General features: G+C 59.9%; 16 protein-coding genes. 6 read left to right on the top strand and 10 right to left on the bottom strand.

The genetic code is table 11. The features are described from left to right. Nucleotides 1–6: 6 nt before the first annotated feature. The 3 genes from motA to flhD all read right to left on the bottom strand — a co-directional run bounded on the left by motA (nucleotide 7) and on the right by flhD (nucleotide 1939). On the bottom strand, nucleotides 7–879 hold the full coding sequence (motA, locus tag CKA81_RS02930) for a flagellar motor stator protein MotA (RefSeq protein WP_128353964.1): 873 nt from the start codon (nucleotides 877–879) through the stop codon (nucleotides 7–9). Nucleotides 880–986: 107 nt separating this feature from the next. Next, nucleotides 987–1601: a flagellar transcriptional regulator FlhC gene (flhC, locus tag CKA81_RS02925; RefSeq protein ID WP_128353963.1), complete on the bottom strand. Its 615-nt coding sequence runs from the start codon at nucleotides 1599–1601 to the stop codon at nucleotides 987–989. A gap of 14 nt (nucleotides 1602–1615) precedes the next feature. Continuing rightward, entirely contained in the window at nucleotides 1616–1939 is a 324-nt protein-coding gene (gene flhD, locus CKA81_RS02920; RefSeq protein ID WP_128353962.1) for a flagellar transcriptional regulator FlhD, read from the bottom strand. Nucleotides 1940–2156: 217 nt separating this feature from the next. On the opposite strand from flhD, the gene CKA81_RS02915 reads away from it, so the two are divergent. Further along, on the top strand, nucleotides 2157–2723 hold the full coding sequence (locus CKA81_RS02915; RefSeq protein WP_128356503.1) for a C40 family peptidase: 567 nt from the start codon (nucleotides 2157–2159) through the stop codon (nucleotides 2721–2723). 1 nt (nucleotide 2724) lies between these two features. Here the strand turns inward: CKA81_RS02915 and CKA81_RS02910 are convergent, their stop codons facing one another. The 7 genes from CKA81_RS02910 to CKA81_RS02880 all read right to left on the bottom strand — a co-directional run bounded on the left by CKA81_RS02910 (nucleotide 2725) and on the right by CKA81_RS02880 (nucleotide 10430). Further along, nucleotides 2725–4317 carry a glycerol-3-phosphate dehydrogenase/oxidase gene (locus tag CKA81_RS02910; RefSeq protein WP_128353961.1) on the bottom strand — a complete coding sequence of 531 codons (1593 nt, stop codon included), beginning with the start codon at nucleotides 4315–4317 and terminating at the stop codon, nucleotides 2725–2727. A gap of 119 nt (nucleotides 4318–4436) precedes the next feature. Beyond that, the gene (locus CKA81_RS02905; RefSeq protein WP_128353960.1) at nucleotides 4437–6167 is read right to left on the bottom strand and encodes an ABC transporter substrate-binding protein; all 1731 of its coding nucleotides are present in this window, start codon (nucleotides 6165–6167) and stop codon (nucleotides 4437–4439) included. An 86-nt stretch (nucleotides 6168–6253) separates the two neighbouring features. After that, nucleotides 6254–6562, bottom strand: coding sequence for a DUF2160 domain-containing protein (locus CKA81_RS02900; protein WP_128353959.1), 309 nt, complete (start codon nucleotides 6560–6562; stop codon nucleotides 6254–6256). A 9-nt stretch (nucleotides 6563–6571) separates the two neighbouring features. Beyond that, nucleotides 6572–7387: a carbohydrate ABC transporter permease gene (locus CKA81_RS02895; protein WP_128353958.1), complete on the bottom strand. Its 816-nt coding sequence runs from the start codon at nucleotides 7385–7387 to the stop codon at nucleotides 6572–6574. Next, on the bottom strand, nucleotides 7380–8273 hold the full coding sequence (locus CKA81_RS02890) for a carbohydrate ABC transporter permease (RefSeq protein ID WP_128353957.1): 894 nt from the start codon (nucleotides 8271–8273) through the stop codon (nucleotides 7380–7382). Before CKA81_RS02890 ends, CKA81_RS02895 begins: the two co-directional genes overlap by 8 nt. Continuing rightward, a complete protein-coding gene (locus CKA81_RS02885; protein ID WP_128353956.1) occupies nucleotides 8270–9346 on the bottom strand; it encodes an ABC transporter ATP-binding protein in 1077 nt (358 codons plus the stop codon). The genes CKA81_RS02890 and CKA81_RS02885 overlap by 4 nt, the downstream gene beginning before the upstream one ends. A 1-nt stretch (nucleotide 9347) precedes the next feature. Beyond that, nucleotides 9348–10430: an ABC transporter ATP-binding protein gene (locus CKA81_RS02880; RefSeq protein WP_128353955.1), complete on the bottom strand. Its 1083-nt coding sequence runs from the start codon at nucleotides 10428–10430 to the stop codon at nucleotides 9348–9350. 133 nt (nucleotides 10431–10563) lie between these two features. Between CKA81_RS02880 and CKA81_RS02875 the strand changes: the two genes are divergently transcribed. The 5 genes from CKA81_RS02875 to CKA81_RS02855 are packed head-to-tail and all read left to right on the top strand — an operon-like array spanning nucleotide 10564 to nucleotide 15295. After that, nucleotides 10564–11340: a DeoR/GlpR family DNA-binding transcription regulator gene (locus CKA81_RS02875; RefSeq protein ID WP_128353954.1), complete on the top strand. Its 777-nt coding sequence runs from the start codon at nucleotides 10564–10566 to the stop codon at nucleotides 11338–11340. A gap of 50 nt (nucleotides 11341–11390) precedes the next feature. Continuing rightward, nucleotides 11391–12884, top strand: a complete 1494-nt coding sequence (gene glpK / locus CKA81_RS02870) for a glycerol kinase GlpK (protein WP_128353953.1) — start codon at nucleotides 11391–11393, stop codon at nucleotides 12882–12884. Nucleotides 12885–12889: 5 nt separating this feature from the next. Beyond that, nucleotides 12890–14038, top strand: coding sequence for a methyltransferase (locus CKA81_RS02865; RefSeq protein ID WP_128356500.1), 1149 nt, complete (start codon nucleotides 12890–12892; stop codon nucleotides 14036–14038). A 38-nt stretch (nucleotides 14039–14076) separates the two neighbouring features. Then, a complete protein-coding gene (locus tag CKA81_RS02860) occupies nucleotides 14077–14544 on the top strand; it encodes a TM2 domain-containing protein (protein WP_128353952.1) in 468 nt (155 codons plus the stop codon). A 19-nt stretch (nucleotides 14545–14563) separates the two neighbouring features. Further along, on the top strand, nucleotides 14564–15295 hold the full coding sequence (locus CKA81_RS02855) for a lipoyl protein ligase domain-containing protein (protein WP_128353951.1): 732 nt from the start codon (nucleotides 14564–14566) through the stop codon (nucleotides 15293–15295). The last annotated feature ends 39 nt before the right edge of the window (nucleotides 15296–15334 follow it).

Below are 15334 nucleotides of genomic sequence, written 5' to 3'. Positions count from 1 at the left end.
CGTTGCCTATGCCTTCTTGCCGGTCGCGCGGGTTTGCCGAACGTGATCTTCCAGTTCCATGAATGAGGGCCGCACGTGTGAATACAGCACCTTGCGCCCGAACTCGACAGCCAGTTGCGGCGGATAGCCGTTCATGCTGGCCAGCAGGGTGACCTTGATGCATTCCAGCACTTTCATGGACGCGACGGAGCGCCGTTCGACCGAAGCGGCCAGCGGCGCCACGAAACCATAAGCCAGCAAAACGCCCAGAAAGGTACCGACCATGGCCTTGGAGATCAGATCGGCCAGCACGGCCGGCGGTTGATCGACCGACGCCAGCGCCTTGATGACGCCCAGGACGGCCGCCACAATACCAAACGCCGGCAAGGCGTCGGCCACGGCGCGCAGAGAGTGCGTAGGCACGTTACGCTCCTGGAAGTGGGCCTCGATCTCCTGATCCATCAGGGTTTCGATCTCGTAAGAGCTCATGTTGCCGCTGACCATCAGGCGCATGTAGTCGGTAATGAACTCCATCAGGTTTTCATCACGCAAAATGCGCGGATACTCGGTAAAGATGGGGCTGGTTTCGGGCTCTTCGATATCCGACTCGATGGACATCAGGCCGTCGCGCCGCGCTTTATTCAGCAGGACATAGAGCAATGCCATCAGCTCCATATACAGCTCTTTGCTGTAGGGGCTCTTGCGCACGATCAGCGGCATAGAAGCGATCAGCAGCTTTACCGATTTGCCACTGCTCGAGGCGATGTAGGCGCCCAGGGCGGCGCCGGCGATCAGCACGAACTCGAAGGGTTGGTACAGGGCACCCAGGTGCCCGCCCAGCATGACATAACTGCCAAAGACCGATACGAAAACGATCGCAAACCCTACGATAATAAACACGGAGACGCCTTCAATTTACACATGGGGTATATGATCGCTTCTTTCGGCCGGCACAAAAGCGCCTGTCTAAGGGGCTTTTCCGGCCTAAATCCGCGCTCTGACGGGACCTAGCCGGCGACCGAGCCGGCCTGGCCTGCCGCCTTGCGGGCGCTGCGCAATACTTGCACAGGACCGGACGCCAATTGCTTGGCGCGTGCACGGGTTTTCCCGGCGCGGGGAGGCGGACGGCAAATAGCGCATACGAAATCATTTTGCGGGTCGTGCGCATGAGCCACAAAGCCGCCCTTGCAACGTCCGCAATACGACAACTGGACCATATTGCTATCGAAGAAGCGAACCAGCATCCAGGCCCGTGTGAAGCTAAGCACCGGCTCGTCCGTAGAGTCTGGCGCCCTGCCTGCAGACGACTGCTCTAGATAAAGCCGGTAGGCTTCGACCAGCGCTTGGGATTTGGTCGCTGCGGTGTGCTGCTCCATGAACTGGTACACACTGAAGAACATGCTGGAATGGATATTGGGCAGCCAGGTCATGAACCAGTCCACCGAGAACGGCAGCATACCTTTAGGGGGCGAGCAGCCCCTGACTTCGCGATACAGCCTGGCCAGGCGATCGTAGCTGAGGCTGGTTTCGGCTTGCAGAACCTGCAGGCGTGCGCCCAGGCGGATCATGTCGGTGGCCAGGAGGATTTCTTCCGCTTCCCGGGCGACGCTTTTTGTTGCCATAATGTTATTCGCGTCTATGCAGGCTGATTGGCAGCTTGCTGCGACAGCAGGATGGTCGAGTGCGCTTGTTGCAGCACCCCGCCCAGCACGTTCTGCGTCAGTGAAGAAAGCAGGTCGTAGTCGTTAAGCCTGAACTTGCACACCAGCGCGTTCGAGGCCGATAGCTTTACAAGTTGAGCCGGCGACAGGCGCATGACGATTTCGGCAACGTCCGAATCGAAACCCAGCCGGTACATGCCTGCTGCGAAATTCTCGCGCAGCAAACGCTGGGCGAGCATCAGGTAAGACAAATTGACTTCTTGAATATCGTTAAGTAACGAGTTGTCTGTAACGGGCATTGTGCCCTCCTGTAAATCCGATCAATCCGGCAAGTTGCCTATTCAGCGATGCGCGGTAAAGCACGACGCACCCTTTCGTACCCTCAAGCTTCACCGAGCGGCGATTTGTTACATGCTGAATAACAAAAAGTGAGGAAGAGCTCGGTTTCCATGCACATTACGTATACATGGCAAGTGGATGGTATCAAAGATTCATATAAATTTACATGGGGTGACCATGAAGTTACATATTATTGGCATATTTGTTGACAAATGTTCACAAGGCTGGGAAGGAAAACACCGTATTCCCTCCTTGTTTCGCGGTTTGGCGGGCATGGTGCTGTGCATGATGCTCGCGGCGTGTGCGGGCACAGGCGGCGACCGCGCGCGCCACGCTGCGCCCGCCACCATCAGTCTGGACCCTGCACAACGCACGGAGGTAGTGATGACCGCACTAGGCCTCCTGGACGCCCAATACCGCTATGGCGGGGCAGTTCGGACTACAGGATTCGACTGCAGCGGTCTGGTCGCTTATGTGTTTGCCGCCGCCGCAAAACAGTCGCTTCCACACAACACTGCCATGATCGCGGAGCTTTCCCGGCCCATTTCTCGAAATCGCCTGCAGTCGGGGGATTTTGTGTTTTTCAACACTTTGGGTAGCCCCAACTCGCATATGGGCATTTATTTGGGGGACGGACGTTTCGTCAATGCGCCATCCAGCGGAGGACGTGTGCGTATTGACAGCCTACACAGTCCGTATTACAGAGACCGGTTCGAGTCGGCCAGAACGCTTTTCAAGTCTTGAGTCAGCCGGGCACCGCCTGATAGTGGTCAGCCAGGGCCAGAAATTCGGACAACCGGGGGTCCATGCCCGTTTCCTCCAGCAAAACGGCCGCAACCGCCGGCGCCAACCGGGCCGCCAGCCCGGCATCCAGGAACAGCAAGCGCGAGCGCCGCGCCAGCACGTCTTCGACGCAACGGGCATATTCGTAACGCGCGGCAAATCGCAGCATGCCGACCGTCAAACCGGGCGTAAGCTCGGTATCGTTTCCAGGCATGGCCCTTACGATATCGGCCTCGGTGCCATAGGCGTCCAGGCCGGGCTGTGCCGTGATGGAGGCTCGCACGGAGGTTTCCGAGGCGCCGACCAGCATGAAGTCAGCCGTTTCGGCGGGTGGCAGGCGGTCCAGCAAACCGCCGGCAACACACTTTTCCAGGACATCTTCGGCCATCGCCCGGTAAGTGGTCCATTTTCCACCGGTAACCGTCACTAAACCGCTAGGACTTACCAACACCGTATGTTCACGGCTGATCTGCTGAGTCTTGTCGCCTTCGTTGCGCGGCGGCCGGACCAACGGTCGCAAGCCGACCCAAATGCTGCGCACGTCGTTGCGGGTAGGTGCCCGCTGCAAATACTTCGCCGCCTCACCCAGTATGAAGTTAACTTCTTCAGCGAAAGCTTCCGGTTCGAGGGACAAGTCGTGGCGCGGCGTGTCGGTGGTACCAAGTATTACCTTGCCCAACCAGGGCACGGCAAACAGGACACGGCCATCCTGCGTCTTGGGAACCAGCATGGCGTGGTCACCCGGAAAGAAATCGCTGTCAACCACCAGGTGCACCCCTTGGCTGGGCGCCACCATGGGCTGGGTCTTGCGGCCGGTGGCCGTACCGTCTTTCTCGCGTATGCCGTCTACCCAGACGCCGGTGGCATTGACCACGCAGCGCGCCTGCACGGTGTACTGGGCGCCGGTTTCGGTATCGCTACAGCGCAAGCCGGCCACCTTGCCGTCTTCATGAATCAAATCCGTAACCGGGCAATAGTTGAGCAGCAAGGCGCCCTGCTCCGCTGCCGTGCGCGCCAGCGCCATGGCCAGCCGCGCATCGTCAAACTGGCCATCCCAATACTTGACGCCGCCTTTAAGGCCGGCGGTCTTGACGCCGGGTATGCATCGTTGCGCCTGGCGGCTGCCCAGGAACTCGGTAGGGCCCAGGCCGGCCTTACCGGCCAGGGCATCATAGGCTTTCAGGCCGATGCCGTAGAACGGCGTTTCCCAGCATTTGTAGCTGGGCATCACAAAAGGCAGGGGTCGCGCCAAGTGCGGCGCGTTATGCAATAGGTTGGAGCGTTCGTGCAGCGCTTCGCGCACCAGCGCGATGTTTCCCTGAGCCAGGTAGCGCACACCGCCATGAACCAGCTTGGTGGCCCGGGACGAGGTGCCCTTGGCGAAATCATGGGATTCGAGCAACACCACCGATAGCCCGCGCGTCGCGGCATCCAGGGCTACGCCCAGGCCAGTGGCGCCGCCACCGATGATGGCCACATCGACCTTGCCCAGGCCGCCGAGCGCGGCCAATAACTTCGACCGATCGGACGGCTGTGGAGATGCAGGAGTAGTCATGGATATAGTGGCCAGAAATGAAAGCCGATAAGTGTAGTTCACCAGCAATAGGAGAGCTAAAAGGTCGTGTGCCGGTGTGCGGCACACGACCTGGCAAGCGTCTTGTGGCCTGATGGGCTTTAGCGCACTTTGCCTTCCTTCCACGCGTTCAATAGCGCGTCATACGCCACGGTTTCCCCCTTGGGGCTTTCGTTGGCCAGTTTTTTCCAGGGAGCATGCTCGTCGCTCAGCCATTTGGAAGGATCGCTTTCCGGGTTGAGCTTGGGCGCGCATCGGGTCATGCCAGCACGCTCCAGCCGTGCCATGATGGCGTCCATCTCTTTGGCGAGGTTGTCCATGGCCTGTTGCGGTGTGGTTTCGCCCGTAATGGCTGTGGCAACGTTTTTCCACCATAGTTGTGCCAGCTTGGGGTAGTCGGGCACGTTGGTGCCTGTAGGCGTCCATGCCACCCGCGCCGGGCTGCGATAGAACTCGACCAGGCCACCGTATTTGTCGGCATTCTTGGTGAAGTAGTCGCTATGGATGTCGCTATCGCGTATGAAGGTCAGCCCCACAATGGATTTCTTCAAGGACGTGGTCTTGGCCGTTACGAATTGCGCATACAGCCACGCCGCCGCGACCTTCTTGGGGTCGTGGTCCTTGAAGAAGCTCCAGGAGCCCACGTCCTGATAGCCATTTTGCATGCCGTCCTTCCAGTAAGGGCCATGTGGCGCCGGCGCCATGCGCCATTTTGGTGTGCCGTCCTCGTTAACCACCGGCAAGCCCTGCTTGGTCATGTCAGCCGTGAAAGCCGTGTACCAGAAGATCTGCTGGGCGATGTGGCCCTGAGCTGGCACGGGCCCGGACTCGCTGAAGGTCATGCCCTGCGCTTCCCGGGGCGCGTACTGCTTCATCCAGTCGATGTACTTGGTCAGGGCGTATACGGCCGCTGGCGAATTGGTGGCCCCGCCGCGCGACACCGAGGCCCCCACAGGCGTGCATTTGTCGTCGGCAACCCGTATACCCCATTCGTCGACCGGCATGCCATTGGGCGTGCCCTTGTCGGCCGTGCCTGCCATGGACAACCAGGCATCGGTGAAGCGCCATCCCAAAGAGGGGTCTTTCTTACCGTAGTCCATATGCCCGTAGATGGGCTTGCCGTCCAGCGTCTTGACGTCGTTGGTGAAGAAGTTGGCGATGTCCTCGTACGCGGTCCAGTTGACCGGCACACCCAGATCGTAGCCGTACTTGGCCTTGAACTGCTCTTTCAGGTCGTCGCGGTTGAACAGGTCGGCACGGAACCAGTACAGGTTGGCGAACTGCTGGTCGGGCAACTGATACAGCTTGCCGTCCGGCGCCGTCGTAAACGAGGTGCCGATGAAGTCCTTGACGTCCAGCGTGGGGCTGGTCCACTGCTTGCCCTCGCCGTTCATGTAGTCGGTCAACGACAGCATGACGCCATAGCGGTAATGGGTACCGATCAGGTCGGAGTCCGAAATCCAGCCGTCGTAGATCGAGCGGCCCGACTGCATGGAAGTTTGCAGCTTCTCGACCACGTCGCCTTCCTGGATCAGGTCGTGATGCACCGTAATCCCGGTAATTTCTGCGAAGGCCTTGGCCAGAGTCTTGGCTTCGTACTCATGCGTGGTGATGGTTTCGGAAACCACCGAGATCTCGTTGACGCCCTGCTCTTTGAGCTGCTTGGCGGCCTCGATAAACCACTTCATTTCCTCCAGTTGCTGGTCCTTGGTCAGGGTGGACGGCTGGAACTCGTTATCTATCCATTTCTGCGCTTCTTCCACGCCGGCGAAAGCCGGCGCCGACAGCGCACATGTGATGGCAAATGCCAATGCAGTACGACGAAATAACATTGCAGTCTCCTAGGTCGAACATGTCCCCGTTTTCTCGTCCGGCCGCGCCGACCCGGGGGATGGTCGGGTCGCGCGGCAACAGCCAGTCAGCCCTTGCGCATGATCAGCACGAGGACCACCATAGACACGACAAAACTGAACCAGATACTGGGTTCTTGCTGCAAGCCCAGGCGCTCGGCGATGACGCCAGCCAGCCCGAGAAAGCCAAGATTGATATAGGCGGCGACCAGCAGGCCGATAAACAGACGGTCGCCGCGCGTGGTTGCCATGGGCAGGAAACCCTTGCGCAAGGTGGTTGGCGATTTCAGTTCCCAGATCGTCATCCCGGCCAGCATCAGGGCGATGCAGATGAAGAAGATTGCGGTCGGCGGCGTCCATACCATCCAGCTAAACATAGTGCCTCCTTAGACGCGGCCCATTGCAAATCCCTTTGCAATGTAGTGCCGCACGAACCAGATGACGATGGCGCCGGGGATGATGGTGAGCGTACCGGCTGCCGCCAGGGTTGCCCAATCCATTCCTGACGCGGATACCGTGCGGGTCATGGTTGCCACGATGGGCTTGGCGTTCACGCTGGTCAGGGTGCGGGCCAGCAGCAGCTCGACCCAACTGAACATGAAGCAGAAAAACGCTGCGACGCCGACGCCGGATTTAATCAAGGGCAGAAAGATGGTCAGGAAGAAACGCGGAAAGCTATAGCCGTCGATATAGGCGGTTTCGTCGATCTCGCGCGGGACGCCGCTCATGAAGCCTTCCAGTATCCACACGGCCAGTGGCACATTGAAGACCAGGTGCGCCAGGGCCACGGCCCAATAGGTGTCCATCAAGCCCATCGTGGAATACAACTGGAAGAAGGGCAGCAGGAAAACCGCCGGCGGCGTCATGCGGTTGGTCAGCAGCCAAAAGAAAATGTGCTTGTCGCCCAGGAAGCGGTAGCGCGAGAACGCGTAGGCTGCCGGCAGCGCCACGGTAAGCGACATCACCGTGTTGAGCGCAACATAGATCAGACTGTTGATATAGCCGCTATACCAGGATCGGTCAGTGAAGATCGTTACGTAGTTGGCCAGCGTGAAGTGCTCGGGCAACAAGGAAAAGCTGGACAAAATGCCGGCATTGGTCTTGAAGCTCATGTTGACCATCCAGTAGATGGGCAGCATGGCAAACAGCAGGTACAGGACGAGGAAGATGCTGCGCAGGCGGAACCGCTTCTTGTTATTCATGCTCCACCCCCTTGTCTTGCGTGCCCACCCGCAGCATCCAGCTGTAAAGAATGAAGCAGAACACCAGGATGATCAGGAAATAAATCAGCGAGAAAGCCGCTGCGGGGCCCAGATCAAACTGGCCCACCGCCTTTTGCGTCAGGTACTGGCTAAGGAAAGTCGTTGCATCACCCGGGCCGCCCCCTGTCAGCACGAAGGGCTCGGTATAAATCATGAAGCTGTCCATGAAGCGCAGCAAGACGGCGATCATCAATACGCCGCGCATCTTGGGCAGCTGTATGTACCGGAACACCGCCAGCCGGCTCGCGCCATCAATGCTGGCAGCCTGGTAATAGGCATCAGGTATGGAACGCAGGCCGGCATAGGCCAGCAAGGCCACCAGGGGCGTCCAGTGCCAGACATCCATCAGCAGCACGGTCAGCCAGGCCTGAGTGGGGTTGCTGGCGTAGCTATAGTCTATGTCCAGCATGGTCAGCGCCCGCCCGAACAGGCCGATGTCGGTGCGGCCGAAAATCTGCCAGATTGTGCCAACCACGTTCCAGGGAATAAGCAGGGACAAGGCCACCATGACAAGCACGGCCGAGGCGCGCCAGCCCGCAGCCGGCATGGACAGCGCCAACAGCACTCCCAGCGGAATCTCGATGGCCAGCACGGACAGCGAAAAGCCCAGCTGTCGCAGCAAGGCAGCATGCAGGGCCTCGTCGCGCATCACGTTGGTGAACCATTCTGTTCCCACGAAGACGGCGCGTGTCGGCGAGAAGACGTCCTGCACGGAATAGTTCACGACCGTCATCAGCGGGATGATGGCCGAGAACGCCACACACAGACACACTGGCAATATCAACCACCAGGCCTTCTGATTGACCGGCTTCACGTATTGACTCATGCGATGAGCTCCTCGTTTTTATAGAAGCAGGAATGCGGCCCCAGCACGGCGAAACCTGCCACCGTTCCCGGCGCGGGAGGATTCTGCTCCAGCGGCAAGCGGGCTCGCAACAGGTGCTGCCCGACGCTGGCGGTGAGCAAATGGCAGGTTCCGATGTTCTGCACCTTTTCGACCGTGGCCTTGACGACGCCAGCAGTACCGATATCGGCCATGCGCAGGTATTCGGGGCGTATGCCCAATGTGAGCTTGCCCTGCGGCACAGCGGTGCCTGCGGGCGCGCCAACGTCCTGCCCCGCAATGTTCACGCCGCCCGCTACGGTGTCCATGGGCAGGAGGTTCATGCCCGGTGATCCTATGAAGTGGCCAACGAAGGTGTGCGCGGGGCGCTCGAACAGCGCCTCGGGCGTACCGACCTGCACCACCCTGCCCTGCGACATCACGATGATCTGCTCGGCAAAGGTCAAGGCCTCGATCTGATCGTGCGTGACATAAATAAGCGTGAGCTTCAGTTCGCGGTGAATCTGCTTGAGCTTGCGACGCAATTGCCACTTCAGGTGAGGATCGATAACGGTTAGCGGTTCGTCAAACAGCACGGCCGACACGTCGTCGCGCACCAGGCCGCGACCCAGCGAAATCTTTTGCTTGGCGTCGGCCGACAATCCGGCGGCCCGTTGTCCAAGCTGATGGCTCATCTCGAGCATCTCGGCAATCTGCCCCACCCGCTCTTTGATGCGTGCTGCCGGCACTTTCCGATTGCGTAGCGGAAAGGCCAGGTTCTCGCCCACTGTCATGGTGTCGTAGATGACCGGAAACTGAAATACCTGCGCGATGTTGCGCTGTTGCGGCGTGGCGTCCGTCTTGTCCACACCGTCGAAATGAACAGTCCCTTGCGACGGGCTGATCAGGCCGGAGATGATGTTGAGCATCGTTGTCTTGCCGCAACCGGAAGGGCCCAGCAAGGCGTAGGCACCGCCATCGTTGAAGCTCATCTTGAGCGGCAGCAAGGCGTAGTCGTCATCGCTTTGCGGCCGGGGCTTGTAGGAGTGCGAAATATCGAGCTCGATACGGGCCATGTCAGTCGCTCCTTGCCTGGGTGGGCGCAAGCAGCAGCTCACCGTCAATGTCAAAGACGTAGGCGGCCGATGGCGCAAAATGCAAGGTGGCATTTGCGCCGATCTCGAAATGATGGACGCCGGCTACCTGAGCGACCAGATCGCCGATGTCGCTGCCCACGTGCACAAAGGTGTCGGACCCTGAAATTTCGGCCAGAAGAACTTTACCGTGGACGGAGAGATCGCCCTCACGAAACTGCAAGCGCAAGGCGCTGGCGCGTAAACCGACCGTCAAGTCCTTGTTTTGTGCATTGGCACCGCTGGGCAAGGCCAGGGGCAGCAGCACTGAGCGCGGCAATTGCACGCCGCCCGGCACGGGAAACGCCTGGAAAAAATTCATGGGCGGATCGCTGAAGGCTCGTGCAACCCGGACCGACTTGGGTAAATGAAAGACCTCGGCCGTGGGACCGTATTGAAGCAGCTCACCCTTATCGAGCACGGCGGTGTAGCCGCCCAAGAGCAAGGCTTCGCCTGGCTCGGTCGTGGCATAGATGACGGTCGCTTCGCCGCTGCTGAAAAACTGGCCCAGCTCTTCGCGCAACTCTTCGCGCAACTTGTAGTCCAGATTGACCAGCGGCTCGTCGAGCAACATCAGGGGCGCCCTCTTGGCCAATGCCCGGGCCAGCGCCACGCGCTGCTGTTGCCCGCCCGACAGTTCGGCGGGCAAGCGCTGCAGGAAGGGAGCGATATGAAGTTTGTCGGCCAGCGCACGGACCTGCGCTTCTATGTTCTTTTCGCCGCGCAGCTTTAGCGGCGAACCGATGTTTTGCGCCACGGTAAGCGAGGGATAGTTGATGAACTGTTGGTACACCATGGCCACATTGCGCTTGCGGACCGACTGGCCGGTGACATCTACACCATCGACAGTTACCTTGCCGGTACTGGGGCCGTCCAGGCCGGCCATGATGCGCATCAGCGTGGTTTTGCCAGACTGCGTGGCGCCAAGCAGAACCGTCACGGCGCTGGCCTGCGGATGCAGGCTCATCTCGTAGAGCCACTGCTCGCTGCCGACTGCCTTGCTGATTGCCTCCAGGCCCAACTGCATGATCGTGTCTCGCTTTGTGTTCTATTCTGCGCATTATTGTTCGTTTCGTATAACTATTCCCTTGCTGAAAACCCTAAGATATGTTCCTTTGCTTTCGATGTAAATTCCTTTTGTCTCCAAACGAACTTTCAAGATGAACCCGAACCCTCGTCAGCTCAAGCTCCTGCAGCACGTCCACGAACGTCATTCCAGTACCGTGGACGAACTGGCCAGCCGCTTGGGGGTGACAGTTCAAACGGTAAGACGCGACGTGCAGCGCCTGTCGGAATCCGGCTTATTGGCGCGCTTCCATGGCGGCGTGCGACTGCTGAATTCCACGATAGAAAACATCGCTCACCATCAGCGCGAGAACCTGCATGCCGAGGGCAAGCGGCGCATCGCCCAGTCTGTGGCACGCGCCGTCCCCAATGATTGTTCGCTACTGATTAATATCGGCACCACCACCGAGGCCATCGCCAAGGCTTTGATGCATCACACAGGCTTGCGGGTGATCACCAACAACATCAATGTGGCGGCCATCCTGAGCCGCAATCAGAACTGCGAAGTGATCGTGGCTGGCGGCGTCGTCAGGCCGCGCGATCACGGCATAGTGGGCGAAGCCACGGTAGATTTCATCCGCCAGTTCAAGGTGGACATTGCGCTGATTGGTATTTCGGGCGTCGAAGCGGATGGCTCGCTGCGCGACTACGATTACCGCGAAGTGAAGGTGTCGCAGGCGATTATTTCGCATGCTCGCGAGGTATGGCTGGCCGCCGACGTCAGCAAGTTCAATCGGCCAGCCATGGTACGGGTGGCACATCTGGGTGATGTCGATCGGCTGTTTACCGATGACGCCCCGCCCGCACCGTTTCCCGACTTGCTTGCCCACGCCCAAGTGCACTGCAGCGTGGCGGCCGACCCTGCCTTGTAGGCTCACCCGGCAGCCCGTACACTTTCGCTTCTATCATTCCTTACCCCGCCATGACCTACCTACTTGCACTTGACCAAGGGACGTCCAGCTCCCGCAGTATCGTCTTCGACAAAGAAGGCAGCATCGTCGCGCTGGCCCAAAGGGAGATCACGCAGATTTATCCGGAGCCGGGCTGGGTGGAACACGACCCGATGGAGATCTGGCAAACGCAGCTGGCCACGGCACGCGAAGCGATAGCCAAGGCCGGCTTGCAAGCCTCGGACATTCATGCAATAGGCATTACCAACCAACGCGAGACCACGCTGGTCTGGAACCGCAAGACCGGCCAGCCCATCTACAACGCCATCGTCTGGCAGGACAGACGCGCCGAGCCGACCTGCGCCGAGCTGCGCGCCCAAGGCCTGGACAGCGTGATTCAACAGAAAACCGGTTTGCGCATCGACGCGTATTTCTCGGGCACCAAGCTTAAATGGATACTGGACCACGTGCCCGACGCGCGCACACTGGCCATCAAGGGTGAGCTTGCCTTCGGTACGGTGGACAGCTGGCTGATCTGGCAATTGACCAAGGGGCAGATCCACACCACCGACGTCAGCAATGCGTCGCGCACCATGCTGTTCAATGTCCACGATAACGAATGGGATGCCGAACTGATGCAGTTGCTGGACGTGAACCCCGCCATGATGCCGCGGGTATTGCCGTCCAGCGCCGAGTTCGGCGCCGTCCAGGCAGACCTGCTGGGTCACGCCATACCAATATGTGGCGTGGCCGGCGACCAGCAAAGCGCGCTGTTCGGCCAGGCCTGCTTCACTGAAGGCATGGCAAAGAATACGTATGGAACCGGATGCTTCATGCTGATGCACACCGGCACCAAGTTCGAAATTTCAAATAACGGCCTGGTAACCACCAGCGCGGCACAAACCAGCGGGCAGACCGAGTACGCCATGGAAGGCAGCGTGTTCGTGGCGGGCGCGGTTGTGCAATGGCTGCGGGACGGCTTGAACGCCATCGAGAAAAGCAGCCAGATCGAAGCGCTGGCGCTAAGTGTGCCCGATGCGGGCGGCGTCATGGTGGTGCCGGCCTTTACCGGATTGGGCGCCCCTTATTGGAAGCCGGATGCGCGAGGCACCATCACTGGCCTGACACGCGGCAGCACCATGGCGCATATCGCCCGCGCCGCGCTGGACAGCATTGCGTATCAAAGCGCGGCCCTGCTCAAGGCCATGAGCCGCGATGCGGTTGCTGCAGGCGCAGCGCCGCTGACCGAGCTGCGCGTCGATGGCGGCGCTTGCGTCAATGATTTACTGATGCAGTTCCAGGCCGACCTGCTGGGCATACCGGTAGTGCGTCCCACCATGGTCGAGACCACCGCCTTGGGTGCCGCATATCTGGCCGGATTGACCAGCGGTGTCTACGCAGACAAGCAGGCGCTGTCCGCCCTCTGGCAGGTAGAACGCCGCTTTACCCCGCAATTGCCCGCGGACGAAGCCGACGCCCTGATGGCGCGCTGGGAGCATGCCGTACGTCAGGCGTGTACCGATTGAACACCATGCAGCTTGAATGGATAGAAGATGGCGTCAGCCGCCAGGCAAAATGGCCCACTGAATTACTGGGCGCTGCACCCAAGCGCCTGGTGGTCGGTGACGACACGCTAAGCGCCGACGCCGCCTACCGCCTGGCCACACAAGGCAGCGCCATCGTATGGCGCGGCGACTTTCACAACGCCCGTCAATTGCTGCAAGGCCTGGCCCGGCGAGTGGACAAGCCTCGCAAGCCACCACGACCGGGCAAGGCCAAGGCCGAAGAGCCGTCAGACACACCGCTGGACCGCTTCAACCGCCATCGACTACGGCAATCGCAGCGTACCGATTTGTTGAACCGCCTGCTGATACCGATACAGGCAGATGGCCACATACCCCTGCGCCGCGCCCCCGATGTTGCAGATGCATGCCGCGAAGCGCTAGGCCCGATTCGGGAAGATCACCTGCTTCCATTACGCGCGCTGCAAGGCATCATCGGCGCGCACGAGTGGCGCAAGAAAGGCGTAGCCGTGCCGACCTTGCCGCTGCCCATACATGTGCACTACGGCGTGTTCTCTCCCGTGCGGGGCGAATACCTGGAGCTGGTGGCCACCGCCCCCTTGCCGTCGACTGAACTGGCTTTCGATGTAGGTACCGGCAGCGGCGTGCTCGCCGCCCTGCTGGCGCAGCGGGGCGTGCGCCGGGTGGTCGCCACGGACCAGGATCCGCGCGCGCTGGCGTGTGCCAGCGATAACCTACGGGCCATGGGCCTGGAAAAAGTCGTCACGCTGCAGCAGACCGACATGTTTCCCGCAGGCAGCAGCCCGCTGATCGTGTGTAACCCCCCGTGGATACCGGCCCGTCCGACCACATCGCTAGAACATGCCATCTATGATCCGGACAGTCGCATGCTGCTGGCTTTCCTGAACGGCCTGTCGGCGCACCTGACGCCGCAAGGCGAAGGCTGGCTGATCATGTCGGACCTGGCTGAACATTTAGGCTTGCGTAGCGCTGAGTTTTTGACTGACGCCATTGCCGCAGCGGGCCTGCGGGTGGTGGACAGATTGCAGGCCCGCCCAAAACACCCCAAGGCTGCGGATGAGTCCGATCCGCTGCATGCGGCGCGTCGGCTGGAAGTGACCTCATTGTGGCGCCTGACTCGGCGCAATACTGGGTAAACTAAACCTTTACCGCGCCAAGAGGTCCCACCCCCACCATGCTGCAAAAAATCATACTGGCCCTGGCCGTATTCATCATTATTCTTGTTGCACTGACCTTTGGCGAAGCGATCGCCTATCAGGCCTTTGCCTGGATCTCGCATATCACCGGACTGGTGATCCACAACTTCTCGGACATCTATTACGCCATCAAGGGCTATATCAACATCCATGTCGGCAAGGTGGTCGTGGCCTTGCTGCTGACGGTGCCCATCAGTTGGTGGATCATCAAGAGCAAGGGCGACGAACTGCAGAAGCTTACCAACCGCCGCAAGATGGCAATCGTGCTGGCCATCTTCCTGGGGTGGCTGGGAGCACACCGCTTCTACCTGGGCCAGATCGGCTGGGGCATTGTGTTCCTGATCTTGCTTTATTTCTTTGCTCCGCTGGCTATCGTCGCCGGATTCATCGACGCCATCCGCTATCTCTTCATGAGCGACGAAGAATTCCTTCCGCTGCGCGTTTGAACCCGGCCCGGACAACCGCATGTTCTTCAAGCTTGTTTCCCCCGGTGGTGGGCCGGCTGACGCTCGCCACGACGAACGCTTGATCGCGCTGGCGGCTGAAGAGGGACCGACAGCCATGGTATGGCAGGCGCAGCAAGGGCTGGTGGTACCACGCAACTACCAGCGCTACGCAACGTTCGGCCCAACCAATGAGGCCTTCGCGCGCGGGGGGTGGCCGGTCACCGTCCGGCAGTCGGGCGGCGGCATCGTGCCGCAAGGCCCGGGCATCATTAATTTCAGTCTGGCTTACGCGGTAGACGGCAAGCCGCTGGATCACAGTGATCAAGCCTACCAACTTATTTGCGACCTCATCAGCGACACGCTGGCGCAAGCGGGCGTGGCGTGCCGGCCGCAAGCCGTGGAGGGATCGTTCTGCGATGGGCGGTATAACCTGGCCGTCGACAGCGACAGCGGGCCAAGGAAAATTGCAGGTACTGCACAATTATGGCGCCGTCATACCTTGGCCGATGGGTCGGGGTTTCGTCAGGTCGTGCTGGTCCATGCCTTGATCATTGCACAGGCCGACATCCAGACCATGAACGACATGGCCAACCGCTACGAAGCCGCTTTGGGCAGTGACAAGCGCTATCAGCTCGGCCGCTTGGCCCAGGTTGCCGATTACGGCAATTGGCCAACGCGTACCGAGGCGGGAATTACTGGCTGGCTTATGGAAACACTGGCGGTAAAAACCGCCACTATTCGTCCTCAATGAAGTAAGGGCACCGTGCTACCATCCGTTACAACTGTAGCG

Source organism: Pollutimonas thiosulfatoxidans, from assembly GCF_004022565.1.
Taxonomy (GTDB): Bacteria; Pseudomonadota; Gammaproteobacteria; order Burkholderiales; family Burkholderiaceae_B; genus Pusillimonas_D; species Pusillimonas_D thiosulfatoxidans.
This window is presented reverse-complemented; position numbering and strand designations above follow the sequence as displayed.